At 55.4% G+C, this 24,976-nt stretch carries 22 protein-coding genes; 19 read left to right on the forward strand and 3 right to left on the reverse strand.

Annotation, left to right across the window (positions count from 1 at the left end; translation table 11 throughout):
* Positions 1-429: 429 nt before the first annotated feature.
* Genes OCY70_RS25465 through cmr6 form a run of 7 tightly spaced genes read left to right on the forward strand, consistent with a single transcriptional unit; the run spans position 430 to position 7,435 of the window.
* On the forward strand, positions 430-1,362 hold the full coding sequence (locus tag OCY70_RS25465; protein WP_213427863.1) for a DUF6602 domain-containing protein: 933 nt from the start codon (positions 430-432) through the stop codon (positions 1,360-1,362).
* Positions 1,359-2,339, forward strand: coding sequence for a type III-B CRISPR module RAMP protein Cmr1 (gene cmr1, locus OCY70_RS25470; RefSeq protein ID WP_213427862.1), 981 nt, complete (start codon positions 1,359-1,361; stop codon positions 2,337-2,339). Before OCY70_RS25465 ends, cmr1 begins: the two co-directional genes overlap by 4 nt.
* Positions 2,336-4,099 (forward strand): type III-B CRISPR-associated protein Cas10/Cmr2, encoded by a 1,764-nt coding sequence (gene cas10 / locus OCY70_RS25475; protein WP_213427861.1) that lies wholly within the window; start codon positions 2,336-2,338, stop codon positions 4,097-4,099. Before cmr1 ends, cas10 begins: the two co-directional genes overlap by 4 nt.
* A complete protein-coding gene (locus OCY70_RS25480; RefSeq protein WP_213427860.1) occupies positions 4,075-5,229 on the forward strand; it encodes a type III-B CRISPR module-associated Cmr3 family protein in 1,155 nt (384 codons plus the stop codon). Before cas10 ends, OCY70_RS25480 begins: the two co-directional genes overlap by 25 nt.
* Before the next feature lie 8 nt (positions 5,230-5,237).
* On the forward strand, positions 5,238-6,182 hold the full coding sequence (cmr4, locus tag OCY70_RS25485; protein WP_213427890.1) for a type III-B CRISPR module RAMP protein Cmr4: 945 nt from the start codon (positions 5,238-5,240) through the stop codon (positions 6,180-6,182).
* Positions 6,172-6,579, forward strand: coding sequence for a type III-B CRISPR module-associated protein Cmr5 (cmr5, locus tag OCY70_RS25490; RefSeq protein WP_213427859.1), 408 nt, complete (start codon positions 6,172-6,174; stop codon positions 6,577-6,579). The genes cmr4 and cmr5 overlap by 11 nt, the downstream gene beginning before the upstream one ends.
* The gene (cmr6, locus tag OCY70_RS25495; RefSeq protein WP_213427858.1) at positions 6,557-7,435 is read left to right on the forward strand and encodes a type III-B CRISPR module RAMP protein Cmr6; all 879 of its coding nucleotides are present in this window, start codon (positions 6,557-6,559) and stop codon (positions 7,433-7,435) included. The genes cmr5 and cmr6 overlap by 23 nt, the downstream gene beginning before the upstream one ends.
* Positions 7,436-7,572: 137 nt before the next feature.
* Here the strand turns inward: cmr6 and OCY70_RS25500 are convergent, their stop codons facing one another.
* From OCY70_RS25500 to OCY70_RS25510, 3 genes are all read right to left on the reverse strand, one after another.
* Positions 7,573-8,553, reverse strand: a complete 981-nt coding sequence (locus OCY70_RS25500; protein ID WP_213427857.1) for an electron transfer flavoprotein subunit alpha/FixB family protein — start codon at positions 8,551-8,553, stop codon at positions 7,573-7,575.
* Between the two features lie 102 nt (positions 8,554-8,655).
* On the reverse strand, positions 8,656-9,414 hold the full coding sequence (locus tag OCY70_RS25505) for an electron transfer flavoprotein subunit beta/FixA family protein (RefSeq protein ID WP_213427856.1): 759 nt from the start codon (positions 9,412-9,414) through the stop codon (positions 8,656-8,658).
* 198 nt (positions 9,415-9,612) lie between these two features.
* Positions 9,613-10,197, reverse strand: a complete 585-nt coding sequence (locus tag OCY70_RS25510) for a TetR/AcrR family transcriptional regulator (protein WP_213427855.1) — start codon at positions 10,195-10,197, stop codon at positions 9,613-9,615.
* Positions 10,198-10,405: 208 nt separating this feature from the next.
* Between OCY70_RS25510 and OCY70_RS25515 the strand changes: the two genes are divergently transcribed.
* From OCY70_RS25515 to ltrA, 12 genes are all read left to right on the forward strand, one after another.
* Entirely contained in the window at positions 10,406-12,580 is a 2,175-nt protein-coding gene (locus OCY70_RS25515; RefSeq protein WP_213427889.1) for a (Fe-S)-binding protein, read from the forward strand.
* Positions 12,581-12,866: 286 nt separating this feature from the next.
* On the forward strand, positions 12,867-15,263 hold the full coding sequence (locus tag OCY70_RS25520; protein WP_213427854.1) for a 3-hydroxyacyl-CoA dehydrogenase/enoyl-CoA hydratase family protein: 2,397 nt from the start codon (positions 12,867-12,869) through the stop codon (positions 15,261-15,263).
* Between the two features lie 38 nt (positions 15,264-15,301).
* Positions 15,302-16,483: an acetyl-CoA C-acyltransferase gene (locus OCY70_RS25525; RefSeq protein WP_213427853.1), complete on the forward strand. Its 1,182-nt coding sequence runs from the start codon at positions 15,302-15,304 to the stop codon at positions 16,481-16,483.
* 29 nt (positions 16,484-16,512) lie between these two features.
* Positions 16,513-18,297, forward strand: a complete 1,785-nt coding sequence (locus tag OCY70_RS25530; protein WP_213427852.1) for an acyl-CoA dehydrogenase family protein — start codon at positions 16,513-16,515, stop codon at positions 18,295-18,297.
* 39 nt (positions 18,298-18,336) lie between these two features.
* Positions 18,337-20,016 (forward strand): long-chain-fatty-acid--CoA ligase, encoded by a 1,680-nt coding sequence (locus tag OCY70_RS25535; RefSeq protein ID WP_213427851.1) that lies wholly within the window; start codon positions 18,337-18,339, stop codon positions 20,014-20,016.
* A 52-nt stretch (positions 20,017-20,068) separates the two neighbouring features.
* Positions 20,069-20,497 carry a PaaI family thioesterase gene (locus OCY70_RS25540; RefSeq protein WP_213427850.1) on the forward strand — a complete coding sequence of 143 codons (429 nt, stop codon included), beginning with the start codon at positions 20,069-20,071 and terminating at the stop codon, positions 20,495-20,497.
* Between the two features lie 187 nt (positions 20,498-20,684).
* A complete protein-coding gene (locus OCY70_RS25545; RefSeq protein WP_213427849.1) occupies positions 20,685-20,861 on the forward strand; it encodes a hypothetical protein in 177 nt (58 codons plus the stop codon).
* Positions 20,858-21,217, forward strand: coding sequence for a CapA family protein (locus OCY70_RS25550; RefSeq protein ID WP_213427848.1), 360 nt, complete (start codon positions 20,858-20,860; stop codon positions 21,215-21,217). Before OCY70_RS25545 ends, OCY70_RS25550 begins: the two co-directional genes overlap by 4 nt.
* Complete coding sequence (locus OCY70_RS25555; protein WP_213427847.1) at positions 21,214-21,402, forward strand: hypothetical protein; 189 nt, start codon at positions 21,214-21,216, stop codon at positions 21,400-21,402. The genes OCY70_RS25550 and OCY70_RS25555 overlap by 4 nt, the downstream gene beginning before the upstream one ends.
* Positions 21,403-21,433: 31 nt before the next feature.
* On the forward strand, positions 21,434-22,327 hold the full coding sequence (locus OCY70_RS25560; protein WP_213427846.1) for a cellulase family glycosylhydrolase: 894 nt from the start codon (positions 21,434-21,436) through the stop codon (positions 22,325-22,327).
* 197 nt (positions 22,328-22,524) lie between these two features.
* Positions 22,525-23,079, forward strand: coding sequence for a delta-aminolevulinic acid dehydratase (locus OCY70_RS25565; protein ID WP_213427845.1), 555 nt, complete (start codon positions 22,525-22,527; stop codon positions 23,077-23,079).
* Between the two features lie 570 nt (positions 23,080-23,649).
* Positions 23,650-24,951 carry a group II intron reverse transcriptase/maturase gene (gene ltrA, locus OCY70_RS25570; protein ID WP_261945274.1) on the forward strand — a complete coding sequence of 434 codons (1,302 nt, stop codon included), beginning with the start codon at positions 23,650-23,652 and terminating at the stop codon, positions 24,949-24,951.
* The last annotated feature ends 25 nt before the right edge of the window (positions 24,952-24,976 follow it).

Below are 24,976 nucleotides of genomic sequence, written 5' to 3' on the forward strand. Positions count from 1 at the left end.
ATTACAGGAATGGCTTCTTTTGTGATCGCTTTATTTCCTTGGTTTCGCTTATCCGTGCCTATAAGGAATATTTCTTATATCGCGTTAAATACCCTGTCCATCAACCCATCCCCAGCGGGATGGGTTTCGCTTCGCTGCGGAACGACGACTTATCCGCGGCTATTACCACAGCCTTTGAATTAGTTGATTTTTCGCATTTCTTAGATGCTTTCCTCCTCTCCCTCCATTGTGTACGGAACTTGTCGAATCTCATCGTTTCACGTTATCGGTTCCTTCTCTCCCGACTATTTTTTAAGGCTAATGCTCCTTGTTCTTTCATGTGTCACAATTTAGCGAAAGATTGACAACTACAACTCTCACTCTCTCCACAATATGGTATTCTAATAGTGTTCGATGAGTAAATTTCAGGTGTGAATGGGAGGAAGAAGGATGCCGACCGAAGTAGAACGCTGTAAATCCGAAACGGAGATCAAAACGATAAACGACATTATTCACAACTATGTCGAAACCGAGCGTTCCATGGTGAGTCAATTATTTTTCAAGCATCAGCATGGAAGTTCAATTGGGGGATTTCGCGAAGAAATATGGAAGGAATTTTTTCAGCAGATTGTTCCCCGCAAATTTGTTGTTGAACAATCTGTGTTTATTATTGACTCGTTTGGACAAGTGTCGAATGAGGTCGATCTTGCCATCTTTGATGAAACGTATACGCCCTATATTTTTCGCAAGGGGAAATTAAAATTTGTTCCGATTGAAGCGGTTGCGGTAGCAGTTGAGTGCAAAAGTTTATCGGCTAACTATGACAATTTGAAAAAATGGAAAGAGAGCATTACAGATCTGAAGACGTCCCGCAATGCCATTGCGAGAATGCATAGTTATATCGCCACCGAAAATCATGAATATAAATCAACCCAGACAGGCACAAGACCACTGCTTGTTTATTGTTATATGGGCGAAGAGCAGTCTAAAAATGCCGGCCTGTTCGATTTTGCCTTGCGGGCTGATAAGGAGCATTGCCGCATCTCGATCCATCGTAATGATGAGCTATGCACGCTAAAGGAATGGTTTAATTCATTGAACCATAGTGATCCCGAAGTGGGAGAAAGCTTGATTAATGAAGGAACAGGGTTCGAGAACGATTCGAGTGAACAAAAACGGAGAACAAACTATTCCCTGGATGAATATCGGGTTTTTGTCGGCGATCAACAGGAAGTCTCGTTGTTGTCGTTCAACTTCCAGCTCAACCAGCTTCTGATGCTGATCAATAATCCTATGCTGTTTCCGCACAAAGCGTATGTGGATTTGTTTAACAAGAACACATGGATGGCTGCCAAGGCAGGCGTTGGGGAGGCTGCTCCATGAAGACATGCACTTTGAACTGTACGATCATCAGTCCCATGTTCAGTTATGGGAACCAGCGTACCGAATTACGTCCTTCCGAACTGAAGGGCCTTATGCGTTACATGTTCAGAGCGGCGATTCTTGAGCCGGATACAAAGAACTTGTATAAGTTGGAATCGAAATATTTTGGCAACGCTGAAAAAATTGCTTCTCCGGTTCGGCTGCAGATCAAGCCGCCAACGCTCCCGGCAACTAGCCAAAAATTTTTGTTACATAGAAAAGAAGAAACTAAAAATAGGCAGTTCGGTTTCCGGCGCGGCACTTTTGAGCTTGTGATCCGAACAAGGCATAACAATGACAAGGATAACAAGAAGTATCCGGACATCGGGGAATATAAGGAATGGATAGCCCTGTCTCTTGTATTGGGAGGAATGGGCAAGCGAACCCGCCGGGGGAGAGGTTGTGTCGCGCTCGATGAACAACATAGTGTCCCCAAGGAGAAGTTGCTGACTTGGATTGCCAAGAAACTGAACGAATGGAACCACAAAGCAGGCATCACCAACAGTGCGGCTTGCGGCGGTTTTTCCTATCGAGTCATAGACGATCATACAATAGAAACGGCTGAAACGGTTGATCTGAACGGGTTCTGTCGCCCTGTCATCGAAAAAATTATCCTTGGCAAGGAAATCAAGGACATAGATAAATTTCTGGCAGCAGTGGACCGAGCAACTCATACTCATCGCATAAATGAGCTTAAACTTAATCCGCTCAAGAAGAGATTCGCTACAGGATTTGCCGTCGGTAAGGAACGATTCGCTTCCTCTGTCATTGTCAGTGTAACGCGAACCGCCGATCAGATACTGCTGCCAGTGTATACGTATGTCAAGGCCGTCTATCAAAAAGACAATCAGAAAGACGATCAAGAAAACGGTGCTTTTGACACCGATTATAAAGAGCGCGATAAATTCATCTCAATTATCGAGGGGGGAAACTATTGAGCGACGCATTGTTTTTGTTCACGATCGGTCCGGTTAAATCATTGATCGAACAATCCAGAAAAACAAGGGATCTGTATGCGGGAAGCTTCCTGCTATCTTATTTGCTATCCGGGGCGATAGAGGAATTGGAAAAGCAGAGTGAAAATGTGGACATCATTTTTCCCTCCCGGCACAAGGATACGAATATACCGAACCGGCTTGTCGCTATTGTGAAGGGCTACGGTCCAGAGGAGCAAAAGAAGCTCGGACGAACGCTCGCCCGGTACGTCCAGGATCGTTTCATGGACATTTGCCGGGGTGTTTTTCACAGGGCGGGCGTAACGCCGAATCGTTGGGCGCTAGAGCAATTAGAACGGTTTCTGGAAGTTTATTGGGTGTTTGAACCGCTTGAACAATATGAATCATCTTATAAGCAGTTGATCCAGAGCATAAATAACATCAAAAGATTGCGCGTCTTTACGCAAAGCAATGAGCCTTACGGCCGCAAATGCGCGATTTATCCGGAATACAATGCCATTTTTATCAAGAGAACAAGAGATGGCAAGCTTCCTGATTTTGTAGTGCCGGATCATGCGGTGGACGTGTCCAGCGTCCCGGCTTGCATGTATGCGCTCAAACCGGAGGAAGGGCTCTCGGCCATCGCGTTCGTCAAGAGAATGCTCCATCTGTTGACTGAGCCTGAAGCCGGGGATAAGGCGGCGTTAAGCGGGTATCGGTTGAACATCTCATCGGTCGCTTATATGCTTCTGCAGAGCCGACTGGGTTCTTCTTATGCGGACAAGCTGGCACGGTTGAAGGATGAAGCATCGGAAGCGCTTTTTGATCTGCAAAATGGGCAGACGCTTTCCATCGAAGAATACAGTCCGGACAGTATCGGCATCGCACTAAAGTTATACCGTGAAATACAGAATCAGTACCGCATCAGTCCCTACTATGCTCTCGTTAAATTTGACGGCGACGGCATGGGCAGATTGTACCAGGATTATGCGGATAGAGCTGCGCATCGGCAGTTGAGTCAGGATATCAGTCATTTTGCTTCCAATGTCAGGGCGATCATTGCCGAGCATCGCGGCATTTGCATCTATGCAGGCGGAGAAGATTTTTTAGGCTTCCTTCCTTTGGATACGCTATTCTCCGCGCTATTGACATTGCGCGAGGAGTTTTCTCATCAGGTAAGGGCTCCTTTGGGCCACCCGAAGCCTTTAACATTTTCGGCGGGCATTGCCATTGCCCATCTTATGCAGCCGCTTCAGGAGGTTCTTGCCCGAACGGGAGAACTGGAATCGCTGGCTAAGGGGATTGATGAGGACAAAGATTCATGTGCGTTGTCTAGCGATGCCTGCAAGGTGGCCAAAAATGCGTTTGCGATTGAACTGATGAAGCGCAGTGGAGAAAATGTCACGATCAAAAATAAGTTCGGCGAGAAAGGGGAAAACCTGCAAGTTTTGCAACATGCGCTGGCCGCGATAACGAACAAGCAGGATTCCAAAGCGTTTATCCATAACTTATCCAGAATGCTCGCCCGGTTGCAAGACGAGGACGACCACCCTCTGGATGCTGCCGTTCGGGTGCTGATTCGGCAAGCGTATCAGCGTGCCACTCCGGGCATGGGACGGGATGAGCGCGATCAGCAGACGGAACGATTTTATGCGCTGTATCAGGCGTTCGGCGCCAACATTTCCCGCTTTATCCCGGTGTTGCAAATGACGGCATTTTTATCACGGGAGGTGGATCCATGTTCTATGCCATCGATGCGGTAGATACGCTGTTTTTTCGAAATGGCGCACCTTTTGACGCAGGGCTGAATCATGCCGCATCAAGCGCATTCCCTCCTTTGCCATCCGTCTATGCGGGAGCTTTGCGCACAGGGGGACTGTCCCTGGGTCAAAGCGATCAGAAAGCAGCAAGACGAATCAAGATTGGCTTCAGCGGATTAATGACAGGGAATCAGTTCCTGTTCCCAATGCCGTTGGATAGTGTCGTATGGAAGCAAGAGGGCTCGAAATGGTTGCTAAAACGGTTGCGGCTGACTCCAGCCCCGATAAGCAGCGCTCCTCTGGAATGGGGGTTATCGGCAGAACCTTCCGCTTCGAAGGAAGTCGTTCCTCGGGGCGGGGGATATATAAGCGAAAATGATCTGCAAGCTTATCTGGAAGGGAAGGAGTGGAATTGCTCCGTTCAAGCCCTAGCCGATTATATTCATGATGAACGCCATATCGGAATTCAGATCGATCCTGCGTCAGGCTCCGCTCGTGATCGGAGATGGTATTCCATTCACAAGGTGCGGCCCGCAGATCAACAGAATCGCAAGTGCAGTCTCGTCGTGGAGGCCGAAGGGCTGTCGATCAGTCACCCGACGGTTATTAAAATAGGCGGAGAATCGAAAACAGCCAGCCTCTATCCGATAGAACAGCGTTTTTCTCTTCCCCCGGTCGCGGATACGGGACGGTTGTTCAAGCTCTACCTGGCTACGCCGGCTATTTTTAAGCAGGGATGGCTTCCGTGGTGGATTGATCCGGCCACGATGGAAGGGTGGTTTGCCTATAAAAAACGCCGGATCAGGGTGCGGCTGCTCAGTGCTGCGGTTGGCAGGTATGTGCCTGTTGGCGGCTTCGGAACTTTCGAGCATAACGGCAAGTTCAAGTCGAAGCCTCGGGAAATGCGCTATGCGGTTCCGGCCGGGAGCGTTTATTTCTTTCAAATTGTAGACGGAACCTTCGAGGATGCGAGCAAACTTTTTCATCAAAAATGTATTAGCGATTATCGGGAAAACTTGGGGTTTGTCTACGATAACTGGGATCGGCTGCGTTATTGCGACAGAGGCTTCGGATACAGTCTGATTGGTAGGATTGGAGAAGAACAAGGAGGCATGATACCGTGTACAAAATAAAGAAAGCGATGTTTTTGAATGTATTGACTTCTATGCATGCCGGCGGAGGCAGCGAGCTAAGTGTCGTGGATCTGCCTATTCAACGGGAAGGACACACTGGTTTTCCCAAGATCGAAGCATCCAGTCTGAAAGGAAGCCTGAGAAGTGTTGCCCGGCATCGCTTCGAGAAGAGTACGATGGATCAAATATTTGGTTCAGATGATTTGGAAAACAGGGAGGATACGGAAAACAAGTTCGCGTCGGCTGTCGCCTTCTCGGACGCCCGCTTGTTGTTTTTCCCGGTTCGTTCAGCAAAAGGGGTGTTCGCCTTTGTCACCTGCCCGATGGTGCTTCGCCGTTTTTTCGATGATATGGAATTGGCGGGGATCGGCGAATTGGCGCAGCGTTTTGCGTTAACGCCTTGTCCCCTCGTGGCAGAGGGAAGCGCCTTGGTGCTGAAAGACAACAACAAAAAAACCGTGATGTTGGAGGAATATGTTTACGATGTTGCGGAGGAGCAAGGGGATGAGGCGCCTTTTGGAGCTTTCCTGGATCGGTTGTTGAAGGTCATGCCGTGCAATGAGTTGCTCCAGAATCGGCTAAAAACGAATGCGATTCTGGTGTCGGATGATGATTTTTCCGACTTTGTCCGCATGTCAACCGAGGTGGTCACTCGGATTAGGATAAATAATGACTCAGGAACAGTCAAGGGCGGGGCATTATTTAATGAAGAGTACTTGCCGTCTGAAAGCGTCCTGTACAGCCTTCTCTTCATCGCGGACGCGTATCAACCCCAATCCGGGCATCTGCAAGGTGCAGAGACGGTTGCATCGCCACGCACACAGGCTGCGGAGCTTGCCGAACAATTGAAAGAATGTATTCCGCCGACATTCCAGATCGGAGCCAATCAGACTTTAGGGAAGGGCTTTGTCGCATGCCAGCTTGTACCCGGAGGTGGGGCAGATGTCCAATAAATTGGAAAACGGCAGAGCGCTGTTTGCCTATGAGAAAGTTAACCTGGCTGCGAAAAAGAACTATGCCAAGGAGTATCGGGCGCTGGTTCGGGCATTGCCGGCCATGATACATACGAACGGATTCGGAGCTGCCGTCGGATTTTTATTTTCCAAAAGCAACAAAAAAAACGGGAAGGGGGCAGACAGTCCTCACCAGGCGGTGCTAATAGTTCTCGCAGAGTGGTTGAAAAGGCAAGGAATGATCGAGAATCCGAATCCGGATTTTTTGATGAAGGCCATTACCGAACAATCGAGAGACGGCTACAAACGGATGACGCGAGAAACGATGAGTCTGGTGATGTGGATGAAACGCTTTGCAGAAGGGATGATTGAAGGTGACGCGGGATCAGTCGAATAACCGTAATCATAAAAGTCATAAAGATGAAAAGCGTAAAGATGAAAACCATAATGATGGCAAAGGGTTTCTTCCAAAGGATACAGAGGAATTTATTAAAAATGCAAAAATCGATAACCTATTCTTGAGTCTCTATCGGTTGCCTCGCAAAAAAATAATAAAAGGTAAGGTTTCGATTGAGCCGCATGGTTATATTGCTTTGCAGAAGGAATTTCAATCGCGTGGCAAGACGACTATTGAGACGATCCTGAAGTCCCTTCGCAACCGGATGGAGCGGTTTGCGCAACAGTTTCCCAGCGGGATTCCTCCATTGCAATATGAGCCTGCCGACAAACTGTTGCTGGGCATCGGAGCGCTGTCGCCCTATAGCAATATTTTGCTGATGACGCTTCATCCCGTCTATGGGATTCCTTATATCCCGAGCAGTTCCTTGAAGGGAGCCGTTCGCCATTGCTGGATTCAAGAGAGGCATGAAGGCAGTGAAAGCGAAGCGCTGAAGGATGCTCTGTTTGTGAAATGCTTTGGCACGGGTGCTGAGAATGAGGACGCTGTGGCCGGGAAACTTATTTTTTTTGATGCGTTTCCTGCACCATCTTACACGATCGTTCTCGATGTACAGACGCCACATTTCAAAGGCTATTATGAAACCAAAGGGGAGGAGCAGCCAACGGATGCGATATCTCCCGTCCCTATCTTCATTCCGGCGGTCACGAAGACGAAGTTTACGATTTTCATTGGTTCTGCAGAGGGGTTGCTTGCAGAGCAAGAGATAAGCGAAGTGCGCAAGATGGTCGAGAAGACATTAAGCGAATATGGCTTGGGGGCGAAGACGGCTCTCGGTTACGGGCTGGGAAAATAGCAAGGGCTAGCGATTCAGGACACAAAGCAGCTGCTGCCAAGGCGCTGCGGATATTACAGCAGTATATCTCTCAATCATAAGAGGGGCATTCCGCCGCATCATGTCGGCTCGAATGCCCCTTGTTCATATGGCGATGGCTACGCCTGCAGCGCCTGCTTGAACTGCTCGGTCAGAAGCGGCACGACCTCGAACAGATCGCCGACGATGCCATAGTCGGCGATCTGGAAGATCGGCGCTTCCGGATCCTTGTTAATCGCGATGATGACGCGCGATTGGCTCATGCCGGCCACATGCTGGATCGCGCCGCTGATGCCGCAGGCGATGTACAGCTCCGGCGTGACGACCTTGCCGGTCTGGCCGATTTGGAGCGCATAGTCGCAATAGCCCGCATCGCATGCCCCGCGGGAAGCGCCGACGGCGCCGCCCAAGACCTCGGCCAGCTCCTCCAGCGGCTTGAAGCCGTCCGCGCTGCGGACGCCCCGGCCGCCGGAGACAATGATTTTCGCTTCGCTCAAATCCATCTTGCCGGCCGTGTTCTGCACCACCTCGCGAATGACGGCGGCCAGCGGCGGCTCGGGGTACGCGATGGCCGATACCGGGGCGGTCCGGCCCTCTTCGGCTGCCGGCGGCTGGATATTGTTCGGCCGGATGGTGACAATCCACGGGCCCGCCAGGAACTTTTTCTTCTCCATCGCTTTGCCTGCATACAGCGGGCGGGTGAATAACAGCTCGCCGCTGCCGTCCGCCTCAATGGCGATGACATCGGAGATCTGTCCCGCGCCTAATGCGGCGGCCAATTGCGGAGCCAAATCTTTGCCCTGCGCGGTATGGCCGAAGAATACGCCATCCGGCTTCGCTTCCTGCACGATGGCCTGCAGCGCCGCAAAATAAGCTTCCGGATGATAATGAATAAGAGCGGAATGCTCTACGGTATAAATATGATCCACGCCATAGGGGGCCAGATCGGCTGCATAGCGCGCTGCCTCCGCCCCTATCACGGCTGCGGCCACGGTGCCGCCATCGCCTGCGGCCATGCGGGCCGCGCTGATCGCTTCATAGGATACCTGCCGGAGAACGCCGCCTTTCGTCTCGGCTACGACAAGAATCGTTTTGGACATAGTATATCCGCCTCCTCGGGAATATGGGTCTGCTCAAAAAAACGTTTTGAACATGTACTGCTACCTACTGCTAACGGCAGCCCAGCCTGAACAAGACACCGGCTATACGACCTTGGCTTCCGTTCGCAATAGCCGGAACAGCTCCTGCGCCTGCGCCGCCGGCTCGCCGGAGATCAGCTTGCCCGCCTGCCGCTGCGGAGGCAGGAACAGCTCCGCCTGCGCGGTGCGCGCCTCGGCGGTGACGCCGAAATCGTCCAGCGTCAGCTCGCGAAGCGGCTTCTTCTTCGCCTTCATAATGCCCTGCAGCGAAGGATAGCGCGGCTCGTTCAGCCCTTGCTGGGCGGTGAACAGCGCCGGAAGCGGCAGCTCCACGACCTCGGTGTCTCCTTCGGCATCCCGGGAGCAGATGGCGCGCCCGTCGGCGATCTCCAGCTTCGTAATGGCCGACACATGCGGAATGCCGAGCAGCTTTGCTATCCGCACCGCCACTTGGCCCGCGCCGTTGTCGACCGAGAAGTTGCCTCCCAGCACGAGGTCGGCGGATTCCGTCCCGACGAAGGCGGCCAAGGCTTGCGCGACGGCATGTTCGTCCGTGCCGATGCGCTCGTCGTTGATCAAGACCGCTTCGTCGGCGCCCATGGCGAGCGCGGTGCGAAGGGCCTCGGTTGCCCGGTCGGACCCCACGGATACGACAGTGACTTTGCCCCCTTGATCATCGCGGATGCGAATCGCTTCCTCGACCGCATACTCGTCATAGGGGTTAAGCACGAATTTGACATCGTCGTCCACGACTTTGCCGTTTTCGATGACGATCTTTTCCTCCGTATCGAATGTCTGCTTGACTAATACGATGATATTCATCGTTCATTGCCCCTTTCGCTTGATTACCATGCAGGAAAGTGGAAAGTGCAATTCTGGATGAAGGGATGAAGCGCGCGTGGTGATTTTCCCCATGGCGGATAATTATAAGTATTTCTTTCATGGTTCAAAAAGTTCAAAAAGTGCGGTTTTCAGAGTCGAAAGGTTGAAAACCGGACTTTTTCAAAACCTCTAAAAAACTTAGGCCTCCAGTCCTTTGAGGAAGAAGCCGACCATGCCATCCAACTGGCCGATGAGCGAATATTTCTGCCCGGAAATAAGCCAGGACGTCACGACTTCGTCCATGGAGCCGAAGATCAGCAGGCGGGTAAGCTTGACGTCGAGATCGGCACGGAACACTTTCTCTTCGATGCCTTGCACGATAATTTTTTCAATGAGCACAATGTATGGCTTAATGATCTTACCGATTTCTTTGCGCAGCTCGAGCGAGCTTTGCCTCAGCTCGATTTGGGTGACGAAGGCAAGGTCCGGGTTATTCCCCAGTTCGGTAAAGTGAATTTCGCACACTTTGCGCAGCGCTTCCTTGGCTCCGGTCGTGTCTTCGAGGCTCGCGTGAAACTTGCCGATCAGCTCGCCAAGCTTCTCGCGGAACAAAGAAATAAGGATATCCTCCTTTCGCTTGAAATAAAGATAGATCGTACCGTCAGCGACTCCGGCCGTTTTCGCAATCCTGGAAACTTGCGAACGGTGAAATCCGTGTTCGGCGAAGACTTTGACCGCTGCTTCGAGGATTTGGGAATATTTTTCTTTTTTCTGACTTGCCATGGAATCACCTCGGTGCTAAAATGTGAATCACGAATGAATGAACGCTCATTCATTTTCTGCTGATATCATAAAATAGAACCGGATCCTTGTCAATGATTGGATCGGAAACCGGGGATTCGCCCAGCGGAAGAGCAGCGGTATGAGCGCGCTGAAAGCGCTTGCCGCGATGAGTTCATTCATTTGCAAAAGGGGAAAGGAGATGGTTCCGATGCCGGGAGCGATCGTGCAGCTCGTCCTGTTTTTAGCCGTCACGGGACTCGGCGTCTACGCGTTCGCCAAAGCGGTCATTCACCGGTATATGTATGTGAAGCTGGGGCAGCCGGTGGAATGGGGCGGGCGCGCGAAGCGCAATTTGCGCGACTTTGCGGTTCAAGTGTTCGGTCAGACAAAGCTGCTCAAGGATAAGAAGAGCGGTCTGATGCACATTGTCATTTTTTATGGGTTCATCATTTTGCAAGTCGGTGCGCTGGATATTATTTATAAAGGATTGTCCGGCCGCCCGCTTCCGATTCCCGGCTATGAGGCATTCGTGCTGCTGCAGGAAGTGACGGTGACGCTGGTGCTTGCCGCCATGGGATATGCCGCTTACCGCCGGTACGGCGAGAAGCTGGATCGGTTGAAGCGCGGATGGAAGCCGTCCATCGTCGTCTTCTTCATCTTCTCGCTTATGCTGTCGGTCTTGCTGACGATGGCGTTCGAGCGTCTTGTCGAAGGGAAGGGCTTCTCGCCTTACGCGCCGATTGCGTCTCTCATCACGATGCCGCTTCAAGGCATGTCCCAGACCGCCGCGGAGGTGCTGTACATGGCGTGCTGGTGGGCGCATCTGCTTATATTGCTTGCATTTCTCGTTTATGTGCCCCAGAGCAAGCATTTTCATCTGTTATCGGCTCCGGTCAACCTGCTGCTGCGCCGCACCGAGCCTGTCGGCCGCTTGCGGAAGCTGGATCTGGAGGATGAAGAAGCGGAATCATTCGGCGCCGGCAAAGTGGAGGATTTCACCCAAAAGCAGCTGATCGATTTGTATGCTTGTGTCGAATGCGGGCGCTGCACGAACGTCTGCCCGGCGGCGGGAACGGGCAAATGGCTGTCGCCCATGCACATGATCGTCAAGCTTCGCGATCATTTAACAGAGAAGGGAGCGGCCGTCACCTCGCGTTCGCCCTGGATTCCGTCCTTCGTGTTCTCATCGAACGGCACGCACGGCATGCGGGCGGACGGACTGGATCTCGGCGAGTGGCAGGGGGAGGGCGTGACCGACATCGGACCGACCATGCGGGCGCAAGCCACGGCGTGGCAGACGGCGGCAGATCGCGCTCCGGGCGAGCTGGAGCTGATCGGCGACGTCATGTCGGAAGCCGAGCTCTGGGCCTGCACGACGTGCCGCAACTGCGAAGACCAATGCCCTGTCGGCAACGAGCACGTCGACAAAATCGTCGACATGCGCCGCTATCTCGTGCTGACGCAGGGAAGCATGCCGCATGACGGACAGCGGGCGCTGCAAAATATCGAGCGCCAGGGGAATCCGTGGGGCATCAGCCGCAGCGACCGGGCCAAATGGGTGCGCGAGGTCGATCCCGAAGGCATGCTGCATGTGCCGACCGTGAAGGAGAACCCGGATTTCGACATCCTGCTGTTCGTCGGCTCGATGGGCTCGTACGACAACCGCAGCCGCAAGGTGACGCGCTCGTTCGTGCGGCTGATGAACGAGGCCGGCGTGAACTTCGCCATTCTCGGCAACGAGGAGAAGAACTCGGGCGATACCCCGCGGCGCATGGGCAATGAATTTTTGTTCCAGCAGTTGTGCGAGGAGAATATCGCCATATTCCAGAAATATAACGTGCGCAAGATCGTTACAGCCTGTCCGCATACCTACAACACGTTGAAAAATGAATATCCCGAATTTGGCCTGGAGGCCGAAGTTTTTCATCATAGCGAGCTGCTTGACGAGCTGGTCCGGACCGGGAAGCTCGTTCCGCGCCATGAGGTGGAGGAGCGCATCACGTATCACGATTCCTGCTATCTGGGCCGTTACAACGGCGTCTATGAACAGCCGCGCAACGTGCTGCGGGCCATCAAGGGAGTCACGCTGCTGGAGATGGAGCGCAGCCGCGAGAATGGCATGTGCTGCGGGGCCGGCGGCGGCATGATGTGGATGGAGGAGACGGCGGGCAAGCGCGTCAACCTGGCCCGCACGGAGCAGGCGCTGGCCACGAAGCCGACTGTCATTTCCTCGGCCTGCCCGTACTGCCTGACAATGATGGAAGACGGCACGAAGCTGCTGGAGGCGGAAGAAGCGGTGCAGACGCGCGACATCGCCGAAATTTTGGAGCTGGCCGTGTTCGGTTCCGTGAAATCGGACGACAGGCAGCCGGTTTCCGTCTAAAGGGATAACACAAAGCATCTTTTTTGTCATGGAAAGTCATTGAAAGTCATTAAAAGCTATCAAACAATCTCTTCTTATGTAATCGCAAAAAAACCTCTAAGATGCAACACCGCCAATGATTATCGCCAACCAAGACCTACCCAATATATTCATTCATCTATGCGTCAACATCAAGCATACCCAAGTACCTGCTTCAGCAGGGGCATCCAGAGCAAGCCAACCGCATATGTAACGTTGTTCTCATCATGTGAAACACAGACCATTTCAATTTGGGAGGGACTCGCATATGGTTCAACCGATTCAACGCGCCGCCGTCATCGGCTCCGGCGTCATGGGAGCGGCCATCGCCGCCCACTTGGCAGGAGCGGGCATTCACTGTCTCTTGCTTGATCTCGTGCCGGCCCGGCTCACCGAAGCAGAGGCGAAGAAGGGGCTCACGCTTGAGCATCCCGCCGTGCGCAACCGTCTGGCCGTTGACGCCATCGCGCGCTTGAAGAAAACGAAGCCGGCTCCGCTGTACAGCGAGGCATTCGCGGCACGGATTACGCCGGGCAATCTGGAGGACGACCTGCCGAAGCTGGCCGGCGTCGATTGGATTATCGAGGTCGTCGTCGAACGGCTCGATGTCAAGCGCGAGCTGCTCGGACGCATCGAAAAAGTATGGAAGCCGGGCACCATCGTGTCGTCCAACACCTCGGGCATTTCCATCAATGAGATGGTTGCTTCCTGCGGCTCGGAATTCAAACGGCATTTTTTAGGCACTCATTTCTTCAATCCGCCGCGTTATATGAAGCTGCTTGAGATTATTCCGGGAGAGACGACCGATCCGGAGATCGTGTCCTACATGCACGGGTTCTGCGAGCGCCGGCTGGGCAAAGGCGTCGTCGTGGCCAAAGACACGCCGAACTTCATTGCCAACCGCATCGGCACCTACGGCTTGCTCGTGACGCTGCGCAATATGATGGAACTCGGATACACCGTGGAAGAAGTCGACGCCGTGACCGGGCCGGCCTTGGGGCGGCCGAAGAGCGCCACCTTCCGCACGCTCGATCTGGTTGGGCTGGACACGTTCGTGCATGTGGCGGCCAATGTGCATGGACAGACGGCGGCGACGGCGGAGAAGGACGTGTTCAGCGCCCCTGACGTGCTGGGCCGCATGGTGGACCGGGGCTGGATTGGCGAGAAGCAGGGCCAAGGCTTCTATAAAAAAGTGAAGACGGAATCCGGCACGCAGATCCAGGCGCTCCGCTTCGATACGATGGAATACGAGCCGGTGCGCAAAGTCTCTTCCGCTTCGCTCGAAGCGGCCAAGGCCGTCAAGGGAGCCGGCAACAAAATCAAGGCCCTGCTCGGCACGAAGGATCGTTATTCCGAGCTTGCCTGGAACACGCTCAAGCCGGTGCTGCTCTATTCGGCGCACAAGCTGGGCGAAATCGCCGATTCGATCGCCGATATCGACAACGCGATGAAGTGGGGCTTCAACTGGGAGCTCGGCCCGTTCGAGGTATGGGACGAGATTGGCCTGGTTAAGGCCGCCCAGCGGATGGAGGCCGAGGGCGACGTGCTGCCGGAATGGGTCCGCGTCTGGATTGACGCGGGGCATACCAGCTTCTACGAGCAGCGGAACGACCAACGATTCTACGCCCATGGCGGGGCATGGAGCGAGCTGGAGACGCCGGCGGAGCATATTTCGCTGCGGCGGCTCAAGCAGCAGAACAAGGTCGTGCTGTCCAAGCCGGGCGCGAGCTTGATCGATATCGGCGACGGAGTCGCGTGCCTGGAATTCCATTCGCCGAACAACGCCATCGGAGCGGATATCCTGACGATGATTCAGCAGAGCGTCGAGGAAGTGCGCCGCAACTACCGCGGGCTTGTCATCGCGAATGAAGGGCGCCACTTCTGCGTCGGCGCGAATGTGATGCTGCTTCTGATGGAGGCCCAGGAAGAGGAATGGGATGAGATTGATCTCATCATCCGCCAGTTCCAGAATACGATGCTGACGCTGAAAAGACTGGAAAAGCCAGTTGTGGCGGCGCCGCATCAAATGACGCTCGGCGGAGGCGTGGAAGCGTGCCTGCCGGCCGACAAGATCATTTTCTCGGCGGAGACGTACTTCGGTCTCGTCGAGACGGGGGTCGGCCTCATTCCGGCGGGCGGAGGCTGCAAGGAGATGGCGCTGCGCTCCAGCCGGATGGCGGGCAGCACGGACGCCGACCTGCAGGCGTTCGTGAACAGCTATTTCGAGACGATCGCGATGGCGAAGGTCTCGACAAGCGGCCATGACACGAAGCGGATCGGGTATATGGGACCGCGCGATTCGGTCATCATCAATCAAGACCGCCGCGTCTATGAGGCGAAGATGGCGGTGCTGGAAATGGATCGCGCCGGATACGAGCCGATGGAAGAGGAGCGCATCCGCGTCGTCGGCGAACCGGGCAAGGCGGTGATGCAGCTTGGCGCCTATACGATGCAGTTGGGCAACTACATCTCGGATCATGATCGGCTGATCGCCAACAAGCTGGCCCATGTGCTGGCGGGGGGCAACGTGCCGGCGAACAGCCTGGTCAGCGAGCAGTACATGCTCGATCTGGAGCGCGAAGCCTTCCTGAGCCTGTGCGGCGAGCCGAAGACGCAGGCGCGCATGCAGCATATGCTCGCCAAAGGCAAGCCGCTGCGCAATTAATGTTATCCTTCCACACTATGAAATGAGGGGAGATCGCAATGAAAGAGGCAGTCATTGTATCGATGGCGCGCACGCCGGTAGGCAGAGCCAAAAAGGGGAGCCTCGCGCAGACGCGGGCCGAGGACCTGGGCCGCATCGTATTGGAGGAGGCTGTCCGGCGCGCAGCGGGCTTGAACAAGTCGGACGTCGAGGACGTCATCCTCGGCTGCGCCATGCCGGAAGGCGAGCAAGGATTGAATATGGCGCGCATCATCTCGCTGTATGCCGGTTATCCGGATACGGTGCCGGCCGTGACGATTAACCGGTTCTGCGCCTCGGGGCTGCAGTCGATCGCGTTCGCGGCGGAGCGAATTATGGCAGGGGGCGCGGAGACGATCATCGCTGGCGGCGTGGAGAGCATGAGCGCGGTGCCGATGACCGGGTTCAAGCTGGCTCCGCACCCGAAGATGGTGTCCGATATGCCGGAGGTCTACATGGGCATGGGATATACGGCGGAAAATGTGGCGAAGCGCTTCGGCATCAGCCGCGAAGAGCAGGATCGCTTTGCGGCGGACAGCCATCGCAAGGCGGCGGCCGCCATCGCCGCAGGGAAATTCCGCGACGAGATCGTGCCTGTCGCCACGATGCAGAAATGGATCGACAGCGACGGGCGGCCGTGGGAGAAGGAGCTCTCGTTCGACATGGACGAATGCGTCCGCCCGGATACGACGGAGGACGTGCTCGCCAAGCTGAAGCCCGCCTTCGCTCTCGGAGGCAGCGTCACGGCCGGCAACAGCTCGCCGATGAACGACGGGGCGGCGGCCTGCGTGTTGATGAGCGCCGAGCGCGCGCAGGATCTCGGGCTGAAGCCGCTCGCGGCGTTCCGCAGCTTCGCCCTTGCCGGCGTGGCGCCCGACATTATGGGCGTCGGGCCTGTCGAAGCGATTCCGAAGGCGCTGCGCAAGGCCGGCATTACGCTGGATCAGGTCGATCTGATCGAGCTGAATGAAGCGTTCGCCTCGCAGTGCTTGCAGATAATCCGCCAACTGGAGCTGGATGAGAGCAAGGTCAATGTGAACGGCGGCGCGATTGCGCTCGGCCATCCGCTCGGCTGCACGGGCTCGAAGCTGACGGCGACGCTGGTCCATGAGCTTCGCCGCCGGGGCGGCGGCTACGGCGTCGTCTCGATGTGCATCGGCGGCGGGATGGGGGCCGCCGGGGTGTTCGAAGTATTTGCTTAATCACACTTTAAAACGAAAGGAAGATAACGATGACTGTGTTGGATCAGAAAGTCAAAGGCGGCAGCTTTGTCATTGATGATATCGCGCCGGATGCGATCGTGACGCCGGAGGATTTCACCGAAGAGCAGCGCATGATGATGGATACGACTCGCGATTATGTGGAAGGAGAGGTGCTGCCGAACGATGAAGCGATCGAGAAGCTGAACTACGATCTGACGGTGAAGCTGATGCGCAAGGCCGGCGAGCTCGGCTTGCTCGGCGCCGACATTCCGGAAGAATACGGCGGCCTGGGGCTCGACAAGGTCAGCTCCACGCTGATCGGCGAGACGCTGACGAAGGCGTCGGCCTTCGCGCTCTCCATCGGCGCGCATGTCGGCATCGGCACGCTGCCGATCGTGTTCTTCGGCACGCCGGAGCAGAAGAGCAAATATTTGCCTGACCTCGCGACAGGGGCCAAAATCGCCGCTTATTGCCTCACCGAACCGTCATCCGGCTCGGATGCGCTGAGCGCCAAGACGACGGCGAAGCTGTCGGAGGACGGCAGCCACTATGTGCTCAATGGCTCCAAAATTTTCATCACGAACGCAGGCTTCGCCGATATCTTCATCGTGTATGCGAAGGTGGACGGCAAGGACTTCACCGCCTTTATCGTGGAAAAAGGCATGGAGGGCTTTACGATCGGACCGGAAGAGAAGAAGATGGGGATCAAAGGCTCTTCCACCTGCCCGCTCTTTTTCGAGGATGTCAAGGTTCCGGTGGAGAACGTGCTCGGCGAGATCGGCCGCGGCCACGTCATTGCCTTCAATATTTTGAATATCGGCCGCTTCAAGCTGGGCGCGGGTTGTCTCGGCGCATCGAAGGAGGCGATCGAGCTGAGCGTGAAATACGCGAACGAGCGCAAGCAGTTCGGCAAGGCGCTTACTTCCTTCCCGCTTATCGGCCAGAAGCTGGCGGATATGAACATTGCCACCTATGTGACCGAATCGATGGTGTACCGGACGTCCGGCCTGGTGGATTCTGCGCTCAAGGATATCGATTATAGACAGCCGGATTCGGGCCAACTGATGGCCAAGGCGATTGCCGAGTATGCGCTGGAATGCTCGATTAACAAAGTATTCGCCTCCGAGGCGCTTGATTTCGTCGCGGACGAAGGCGTGCAGATCCACGGCGGCTACGGCTTCACGCAAGAATACAAAATCGAGCGCATTTACCGCGACTCGCGCATCAACCGCATTTTTGAAGGAACGAACGAGATCAATCGCCTGCTTATTCCGGGCATGCTGCTCAAAAAGGCGGCCAAAGGCGAGCTTCCGCTGATGCAAAAGGCGCAAGCGCTGCAGGCCGAGCTGATGTCGATCGTCACCATGCCGGATTCGGGCGAAGCGTTGGCCCTGGAAGGACATCTGGTCTCGATGTCGAAAAAGGTATTTCTCATGGCCGGCGGTCTGGCGGCGCAAAAATACGGCACGTCGCTTGAGCAGCAGCAGGAAATCTTGAGCAACCTCGCCGATCTGATGATCCTCGTCTATGCGATGGAGAGCGCCCTGCTGCGCACGCGCAAGCTGATGGCGAAGAGCGGCGAGGAGAAGGCGAAGCTCGCCATGCAGATGACGTCCGTCTATGTGCACGAGACGCTCGCCGATATCGAGCGCATCGCCAAGAGCACGCTGGCGGCGATGGAATCCGGCGACATGCTGCGCACCCAGCTCTCGATTCTGAAAAAACTGACGAAAAGCTCGCCGATCGACGCGATCAGCATCAAGCGCGATATCGCGGCACGTGTCATTCAAGCGGAAAAATACGCGGTCTCGTAATACGCGGGGGAATTCTCCGCGAGGAAGGGATGGTTAGGTATGCCATTGGAGAAGCCATGGCTCCGTCATTACCCGCAGGAAATTGACCCGACGTATCAGTACCCGCGACATAACGTCGCTCAATTTTTAATCGATGCGGCGCGGGATTGTCCCAATCGTCCCGCGCTCGAATTCATGGGTAAGCAGCTGCGGTACGAACGGCTGCTGGAGGAGAGCTGCCGCTTCGCCAATGCGCTTGCGCGCCTTGGCGTCGGCCGCGGGGAGCGGGTGGCGATTATGCTGCCCAACTGCCCGCAGACCGTCATCGCCTATTACGGCACGCTGATGGCCGGCTGCATTGCCGTTCTCACCAATCCGCTCTACAAGGAGCGCGAGGTGGAGCTGCAGCTGGCCGATTCCGGCGCCGCGGCGATCGTGACGCTTGACGCCCTTTATCCGCGGGTGCGTGCCGTAATGGCGCGTACCCGGCTGCGTCATGTTCTCGTGACGTCGATTAAGGATTACTTGCCGTTTCCGAAAAACATGCTCTACCCGATCAAAGCGAAACGGAGCGGCCATGCGGTGGAAGTGGAGTATGGGGAGCAGGTCCATGCCTTCGCTTCGCTGCTGAAAAGCGTTCCGCCCTGGTTCACCTGCGTCGAGGTCGACCCGGAGCAAGATCTGGCGCTGCTGCAGTACACCGGGGGAACGACGAGCACGCCCAAGGGCGTGATGCTGACTCACGGCAACCTGGTGGCCAATACGATGCAATCGCGCGCCTGGTTCTATAAGGTGAAGCAGGGGGAAGAAATTTTTTTGGGAGCGCTTCCTTTTTTCCATGTGTTCGGCATGACCGTATTGATGAATCTATGCACGCTCTGCCGGGGAATGAACGTGCTCGTGCCGAAGTTCGAGCCTGCCGAGGTGCTCCGCATCATCCACCGGCTGCGCCCGACGGTGTTCCCGGGAGCGCCGACCATGTACATTGGGCTCATCAATCATCCCGATCTGCACAAATATGATCTGTCTTCCATCCGCACGTGCCTCAGCGGCGCCTCGTCGCTGCCGGTTGAAGTGCAGGAGCGATTCGAGGAGCTGACCGGCTGCGTGCTTATCGAAGGCTATGGCCTGACCGAAGCGTCGCCGATTACGCATGCGAATCTGTTGTGGGGCAAGCGCAAGCACGGCTCCATCGGGATTCCGTTCCCGGACACGGAGGCGAAGATCGTGGATGCGGAGACGGGAGAAGAGGTGGCCGAAGGCGAGGTCGGGGAACTGATCGTCCGCGGTCCGCAAGTGATGAAGGGGTACTGGAACAGGCCGGAAGAGACGATGAAGCAGCTTCGGGACGGCTGGCTGTTCACCGGCGACTTGGCGCGGCAGGACGAGGACGGATTTTTCTCCATTGTCGATCGGAAAAAAGATCTGATCATCGCCGGGGGCTTCAACATTTATCCGCGCGAGGTGGAGGAAGTGCTGTTCGAGCATCCGAGCGTGCAGGAAGCTGTAGTAGTCGGCATGCCCGATGCGTACCGCGGGGAGACGGTCAAGGCTTATATCGTGCCGTGCCCCGGAAGCGCGCTGACGGCAGAAGAGCTCAATGTCTGGTGCCGCGAACGGCTCGCTTCCTTCAAGGTGCCGCGCCAATACGAATTCCGCAGCGTGCTGCCGAAGACGATTGCCGGCAAGGTGCTGCGCCGCAAGCTGCTTGAGGAAGAAGAGATGCTGCTGAAACGGTAAATGCCGGCCGGCCGCCGCAGCGGCATTGAAGGAACGGCGGAGGTGAGAGAAGATGAAGCGACAATCGGCAGCTCCCGCGTCCATCGGCGGCGTGCCGCTTGAACAGTTGTTCGAGCAAGCGCGGGGCACCTTCTGGGAATATCTCGGCTGCGAATTGGTTACGGCCGAGCCGGGCAAGGTCGTCCTGAAGCTGGATGCCGGGCGGCATCATCTGAATGCCATCGGCATCGTGCATGGCGGCGTGCTGTCCTCCCTGCTCGACAACGCGATGGGCTTGGCCACGATGCTGGCTCGTCCCGGGGAGAATACGGTGACATCGAATTTGAACGTTCACTTCGTTGCCCCGCTGCATGAGGGCGAGCTGCGCGTCACGGCGGACATTGTGCATCAGACGCGCCGATCGATTACATGCACCGGCCAAGTATTCGGCGCCGATGGAAAGCTTGGCTCGCTTGCGACGGCGACGTTCCGCGTCATTTGACGCCGACGGCGGCCGGCAACAATGATAAGGAGAACGCCCCTGCACAGGTGATGTGTCAGGGGCGTTGTTGCGATCCGGCGAATCTGCGCTTGCAGCGCGTATGCGGTCAAGCGGGCGGCGGATTGCGAGCACCGTTCGATCAGAATGTATTTCGACAATACAAATGCATATCCTATCGGAGGTGTCCATGACGGAATCGATCAGCTTTGCCGCGACTGGCGACAGTCTTATCGCCCTTCCCTTTGGGGCGTATCTGTTTACAGGGGAGCATGAAGGGGCGTCTTGCCGGCTGCATCAGGGAGACGTGGACAGGATTGTCCGCTCCATTCGCGAGGCGGAAGACAGGCGGATTATGTCATCGTGAGCATCCATGCCCATCAGCCGCAAGGCCGGAGCTTCGAGCGCCCGGCCGGCTTCGTTGTCGAATTCGCCAGACTATGCATCGATGAAGGGGCTCATGCCGTCGTTGGCCATGGTCCCCATATCGTCAGGGGCATCAAGGTGTATAAGGATCGACCGATCTTTTACAGTCTGGGCAATTTCATTTTTCAGAACGATTCGTTCCTGCGAGAGCCTGCTGATTTTTTTCAGAAATATGGATTAGGACATCACATCAGCATCGTCCGGCAGATGCTTATGACGCGCGCAGCGAGTATGGCACAACCGGCCTTGCGGCCGATACGGAAGTCTGGCAATCCGTCATCCCTTATTGGAAGATGAGGAACGGCAAGCTGGCGGAATTGACCCTCTATCCGCTTGAGCTTGGCGGCGAGCGGCCAAGGTACCGGAGAGGGTGCCCCCAATTGGCGGCTTCCTGCGAGGTATTGACCAGGATGGCCGTCTTGTCGGAACCGTTTGGCGTAACGATTCAGGTAGATGATGGCGTAGGGAAAGTATCATGGTAGGCTACCTTGGTAGGATAGGCTGCTTGATGGGATGGAACTGATCGGCCTTGTCTATCGGCATGGCATACGCGAACGAGGAGGATGGAACGGGATGGGGCAATCGGGATTGGGCTTGCGCGTCCGCGGGACGCGGTTCATTGACGATGCTGGCCGGCAGGTGGTCGATGCCCCAAGCCCGGTGCTGCAAGCCTTCGAGGCCACGGCGCTCTCCGCGCTGCACCGGAAGGTAGCGGCGGCGATTCGGGAGACGGACCCGAACGGCATGCTGTTCCTGGAGACGAATTATTTCTCCAATCTGGGCACCCGCAGCATGATTGAGCCGGTGATCGGCCTGGACGGCATTCGCGACGAGCAGCAGGTATATGCGCCGCACCCCTATGATCTGGTGACCGATACGGAGCTGGCGCATACGGCGAACGATGCGCGCCTGGAGCTGATCCTGACCCGCCACGAAGAGACGCGGCAGCGGCTGGAGATGCCGATGCCTGTCGGCGAATGGGGCGCGTTCTACGGCTCGCGCGACACGGGGCATGTATCGCTTCACATCAAGCGCCTGCTGGAGAAGCTGCTCTGCAGCGCGCCTATTGGGATTACACGCCGGATATGGACCGCAGCCCGTCCTTCCTCGGCGTGCGGCGCGGCTATCCGATGGCGGTCGCCGGCACAACTGAAGCAGTACCGCTACGAGCATGCGCTCGGCTCCTTCAGCATGCGCTGGGAGGAAGCGGGCGAGAGCGCGGCGCCGACGATCGTCTATTTGCCGGATATATGCCATGTCGCGCCCGGGACCGTGACGCTGCAGCCGGAGGGCGAACGCTATACGGTCCAGCCCATCGAAGGCTCGCCTGCCGGATATATGATCATCCCGCCGGTTCAGCGCGGGAACCGCAGCTTGAGCGTTGCGGGCAAGCAGCCGGAAGGATGAGTTTTGACAGCGACAGGGGGTGTGTGATAGAGTGCTAGATATATTTACCATCATCATGATTGGAGAAGGAGTTATTTTTCAATGAAACGATCGATTCACCTCTAACACATTGCTTCCGCAGACCGGGCCCGGGCTCCTCCTGCTATCCGGCAAGATATTCCGGATAGGTTGTTAACACATTTGAGGAGGAGACAAGTATGAGTAAACCGGAAATGAACGTCGCCTTGGTGTGCGGCCCGGATTGCGATATGGACACGCAAGCGATCCGTGCGGCTTTGGAATATTTCGGAGCACGGGTATTTACGTATTGGATTGGAAGACCGAGTGATTTCAATGCGGTGCTGTCGGGAGAGGATCTGTACCCTGGCATGGACCTGATTATCCTCAACTTCCATGGCGATGAAGGACACTTCTGCATGCCGGAATTGGGAGAGGACGTCTATGAGGAGGACGAGCCGCGCGGGGATTACGGCCCGGAGGAGATTCGGCGGTATGCGAAGCTGGCTCATCACATCGTCATCGGCAACGGGTGCTCCCTGGGCGATCCGGCATTGGCGCAAGCCTTCCTGGACGCGGGATGCAAGATGTATATCGGACCGGACGACTACCCGGAAGGCACCTCGGCGCTTATGTTCGTACTGCGTCTCGGCTACGAGATGATTCAGAACAAGAAGAGCGTGCGGGAAGCCGTCGAGGCGGCCCGCGCGATGGATGAGGAGAACCTGTCGATGTACCGAATCTACACGGCTTAATGGATCCAATAGGTGAGAAAGAGGAGTCTTGGCGGTATCCGCCAAGGCTCTTTTTAATGGGCGCGCGCCTAGCCAAGCTAGGCACAACTAGCCGGTGTGAGTCCGGTCGAGGTAAGAGCCAAGTCGCCTCGTAGCTGACAGGCAACTGGTGGAGAGACCCTAAGGTTGAAGCCCTGTGACAAAGTAACTCTCAAGAGAGTGCGAGCAAATCAGCAGGCCGTAACATGAAGTGTGCCGCATCGTCAAAAAGAACCTGCAAAGGACAAGAGAGAGCCGAGCCTCGGAACATTGGGCGAAGGCCATGGAACGCGTGAAGCTCTTGGAAACGCAGCGCGGAAGAACTCTCCGGTGTATGGGGAACGGCATGTTGAGAAAGTTGTGTCTGGAACTGGGGAAACCCTACCTCGCACGGCAACGCCGTAAAGAGCGACCCTATAAGCCCGAAAGGTGAAGTGGCGAGCTGCGAGAAGGGTGGCGGAGGGGGTTGTAGTACCCGTGAAGCAAGGACAACACAACCTTGTGGAGGAAAGAGCCCCTGCTTTGTTCACGTACTGGAGGAGGTAAGAGTCAGTGAATGCCCAAAAGGCTAACTACGCCAAAGTAAAAGCTCAACAACTCCAAAACGTACTATATCTAGCGGCCAAGGAAAATCCGAGGCGGCGATTTCATGCGCTGTACGACAAGGTACACCGCGGCGACATTCTTTGGGAAGCATGGAAACGGGTCAAGGCGAAGGGCGGAAGCGGTGGAGTAGATGGCATAACCATCGACCACATCGTCAAAGAGTTCGGGGAAGAGCGATTTGTCGATGAAATCCAAGGTAAGCTGAGGAACGGAAAATACCATCCACAGCCTGCAAGACGGAAAGAGATACCCAAACCGGACGGCAAGATGCGCCCGCTTGGTATCCCTGTCATCCGAGATAGGGTCGTTCAAATGGCGACCAAGATGGTTATAGAACCGGTCTTCGAAGCGGATTTCAAGGATTGCTCCTACGGATTCCGGCCCAAGCGAAGCCAGCATGATGCAATCCGGCATATCCGCCGAGCAGTAAAGAAAGGCGTATACTGGGTCGTCGACATCGATATCACCGGATATTTTGACAATATCCCGCACGAGAAACTGATGCGACTGGTGGAACAGAGAATTAGTGATCGACGAGTGTTACAACTCATCCGCAAGTGGCTCAAGGCAGGATTCGTGAAAGATGATCAGTTTCATGAAACCGACCTCGGGAGCCCGCAAGGCGGAGTCATAAGTCCGCTCTTGGCAAATATCTACTTGAACTATCTGGATACCATCTGGGAGAAGAAGTTTGCGGAAGCAGGAACACTGGTGCGTTATGCCGATGATCTGGTCATCCTGTGCAAAACCAAAGAACAAGCTCTGAGGGCGATTGATGTCCTCAAAGCGGTATTTGGAAAGCTGGAACTTGAAATGAACAAGACGAAGTCCAAACTTGTTAACCTCTGGGGAGACAAAGAAGGCTTCGACTTTCTGGGGATGCATCACCGGAAAATACCGAGGATGATGAAAAGGAACAAGGAAGTTCATGTTCTTCGCAGTTACCCGTCAAAGAAGGCGATGAAGAACATGAAGCAAAAGGTAAAGGAAGCAACAGAACCGCGCAATCGTCTATTCTGGACGATGAACCGGATGGTAGATGAACTCAACCCGAAGATACAGGGATGGAGGAACTACTATGGTATAGACTCCTTTGCTGACCAGTACCTGAACAAAATCGATTGGTACATCCGTAAGCGTCTCACCCTGTTCTGGAACAAGAAACGTAGCCGTCGTAACAAACACAGCAATTCCCGGCAAGCAGCCATTGCTGCACAACTTGCGGGATTAAAGAAACTCGCCAGCTAAGGGAAGTACCGTAATGCCGGAGGAA

The organism is Paenibacillus melissococcoides (genome assembly GCA_944800085.1).
GTDB lineage: Bacteria > Bacillota > Bacilli > Paenibacillales > Paenibacillaceae > Paenibacillus_B > Paenibacillus_B melissococcoides.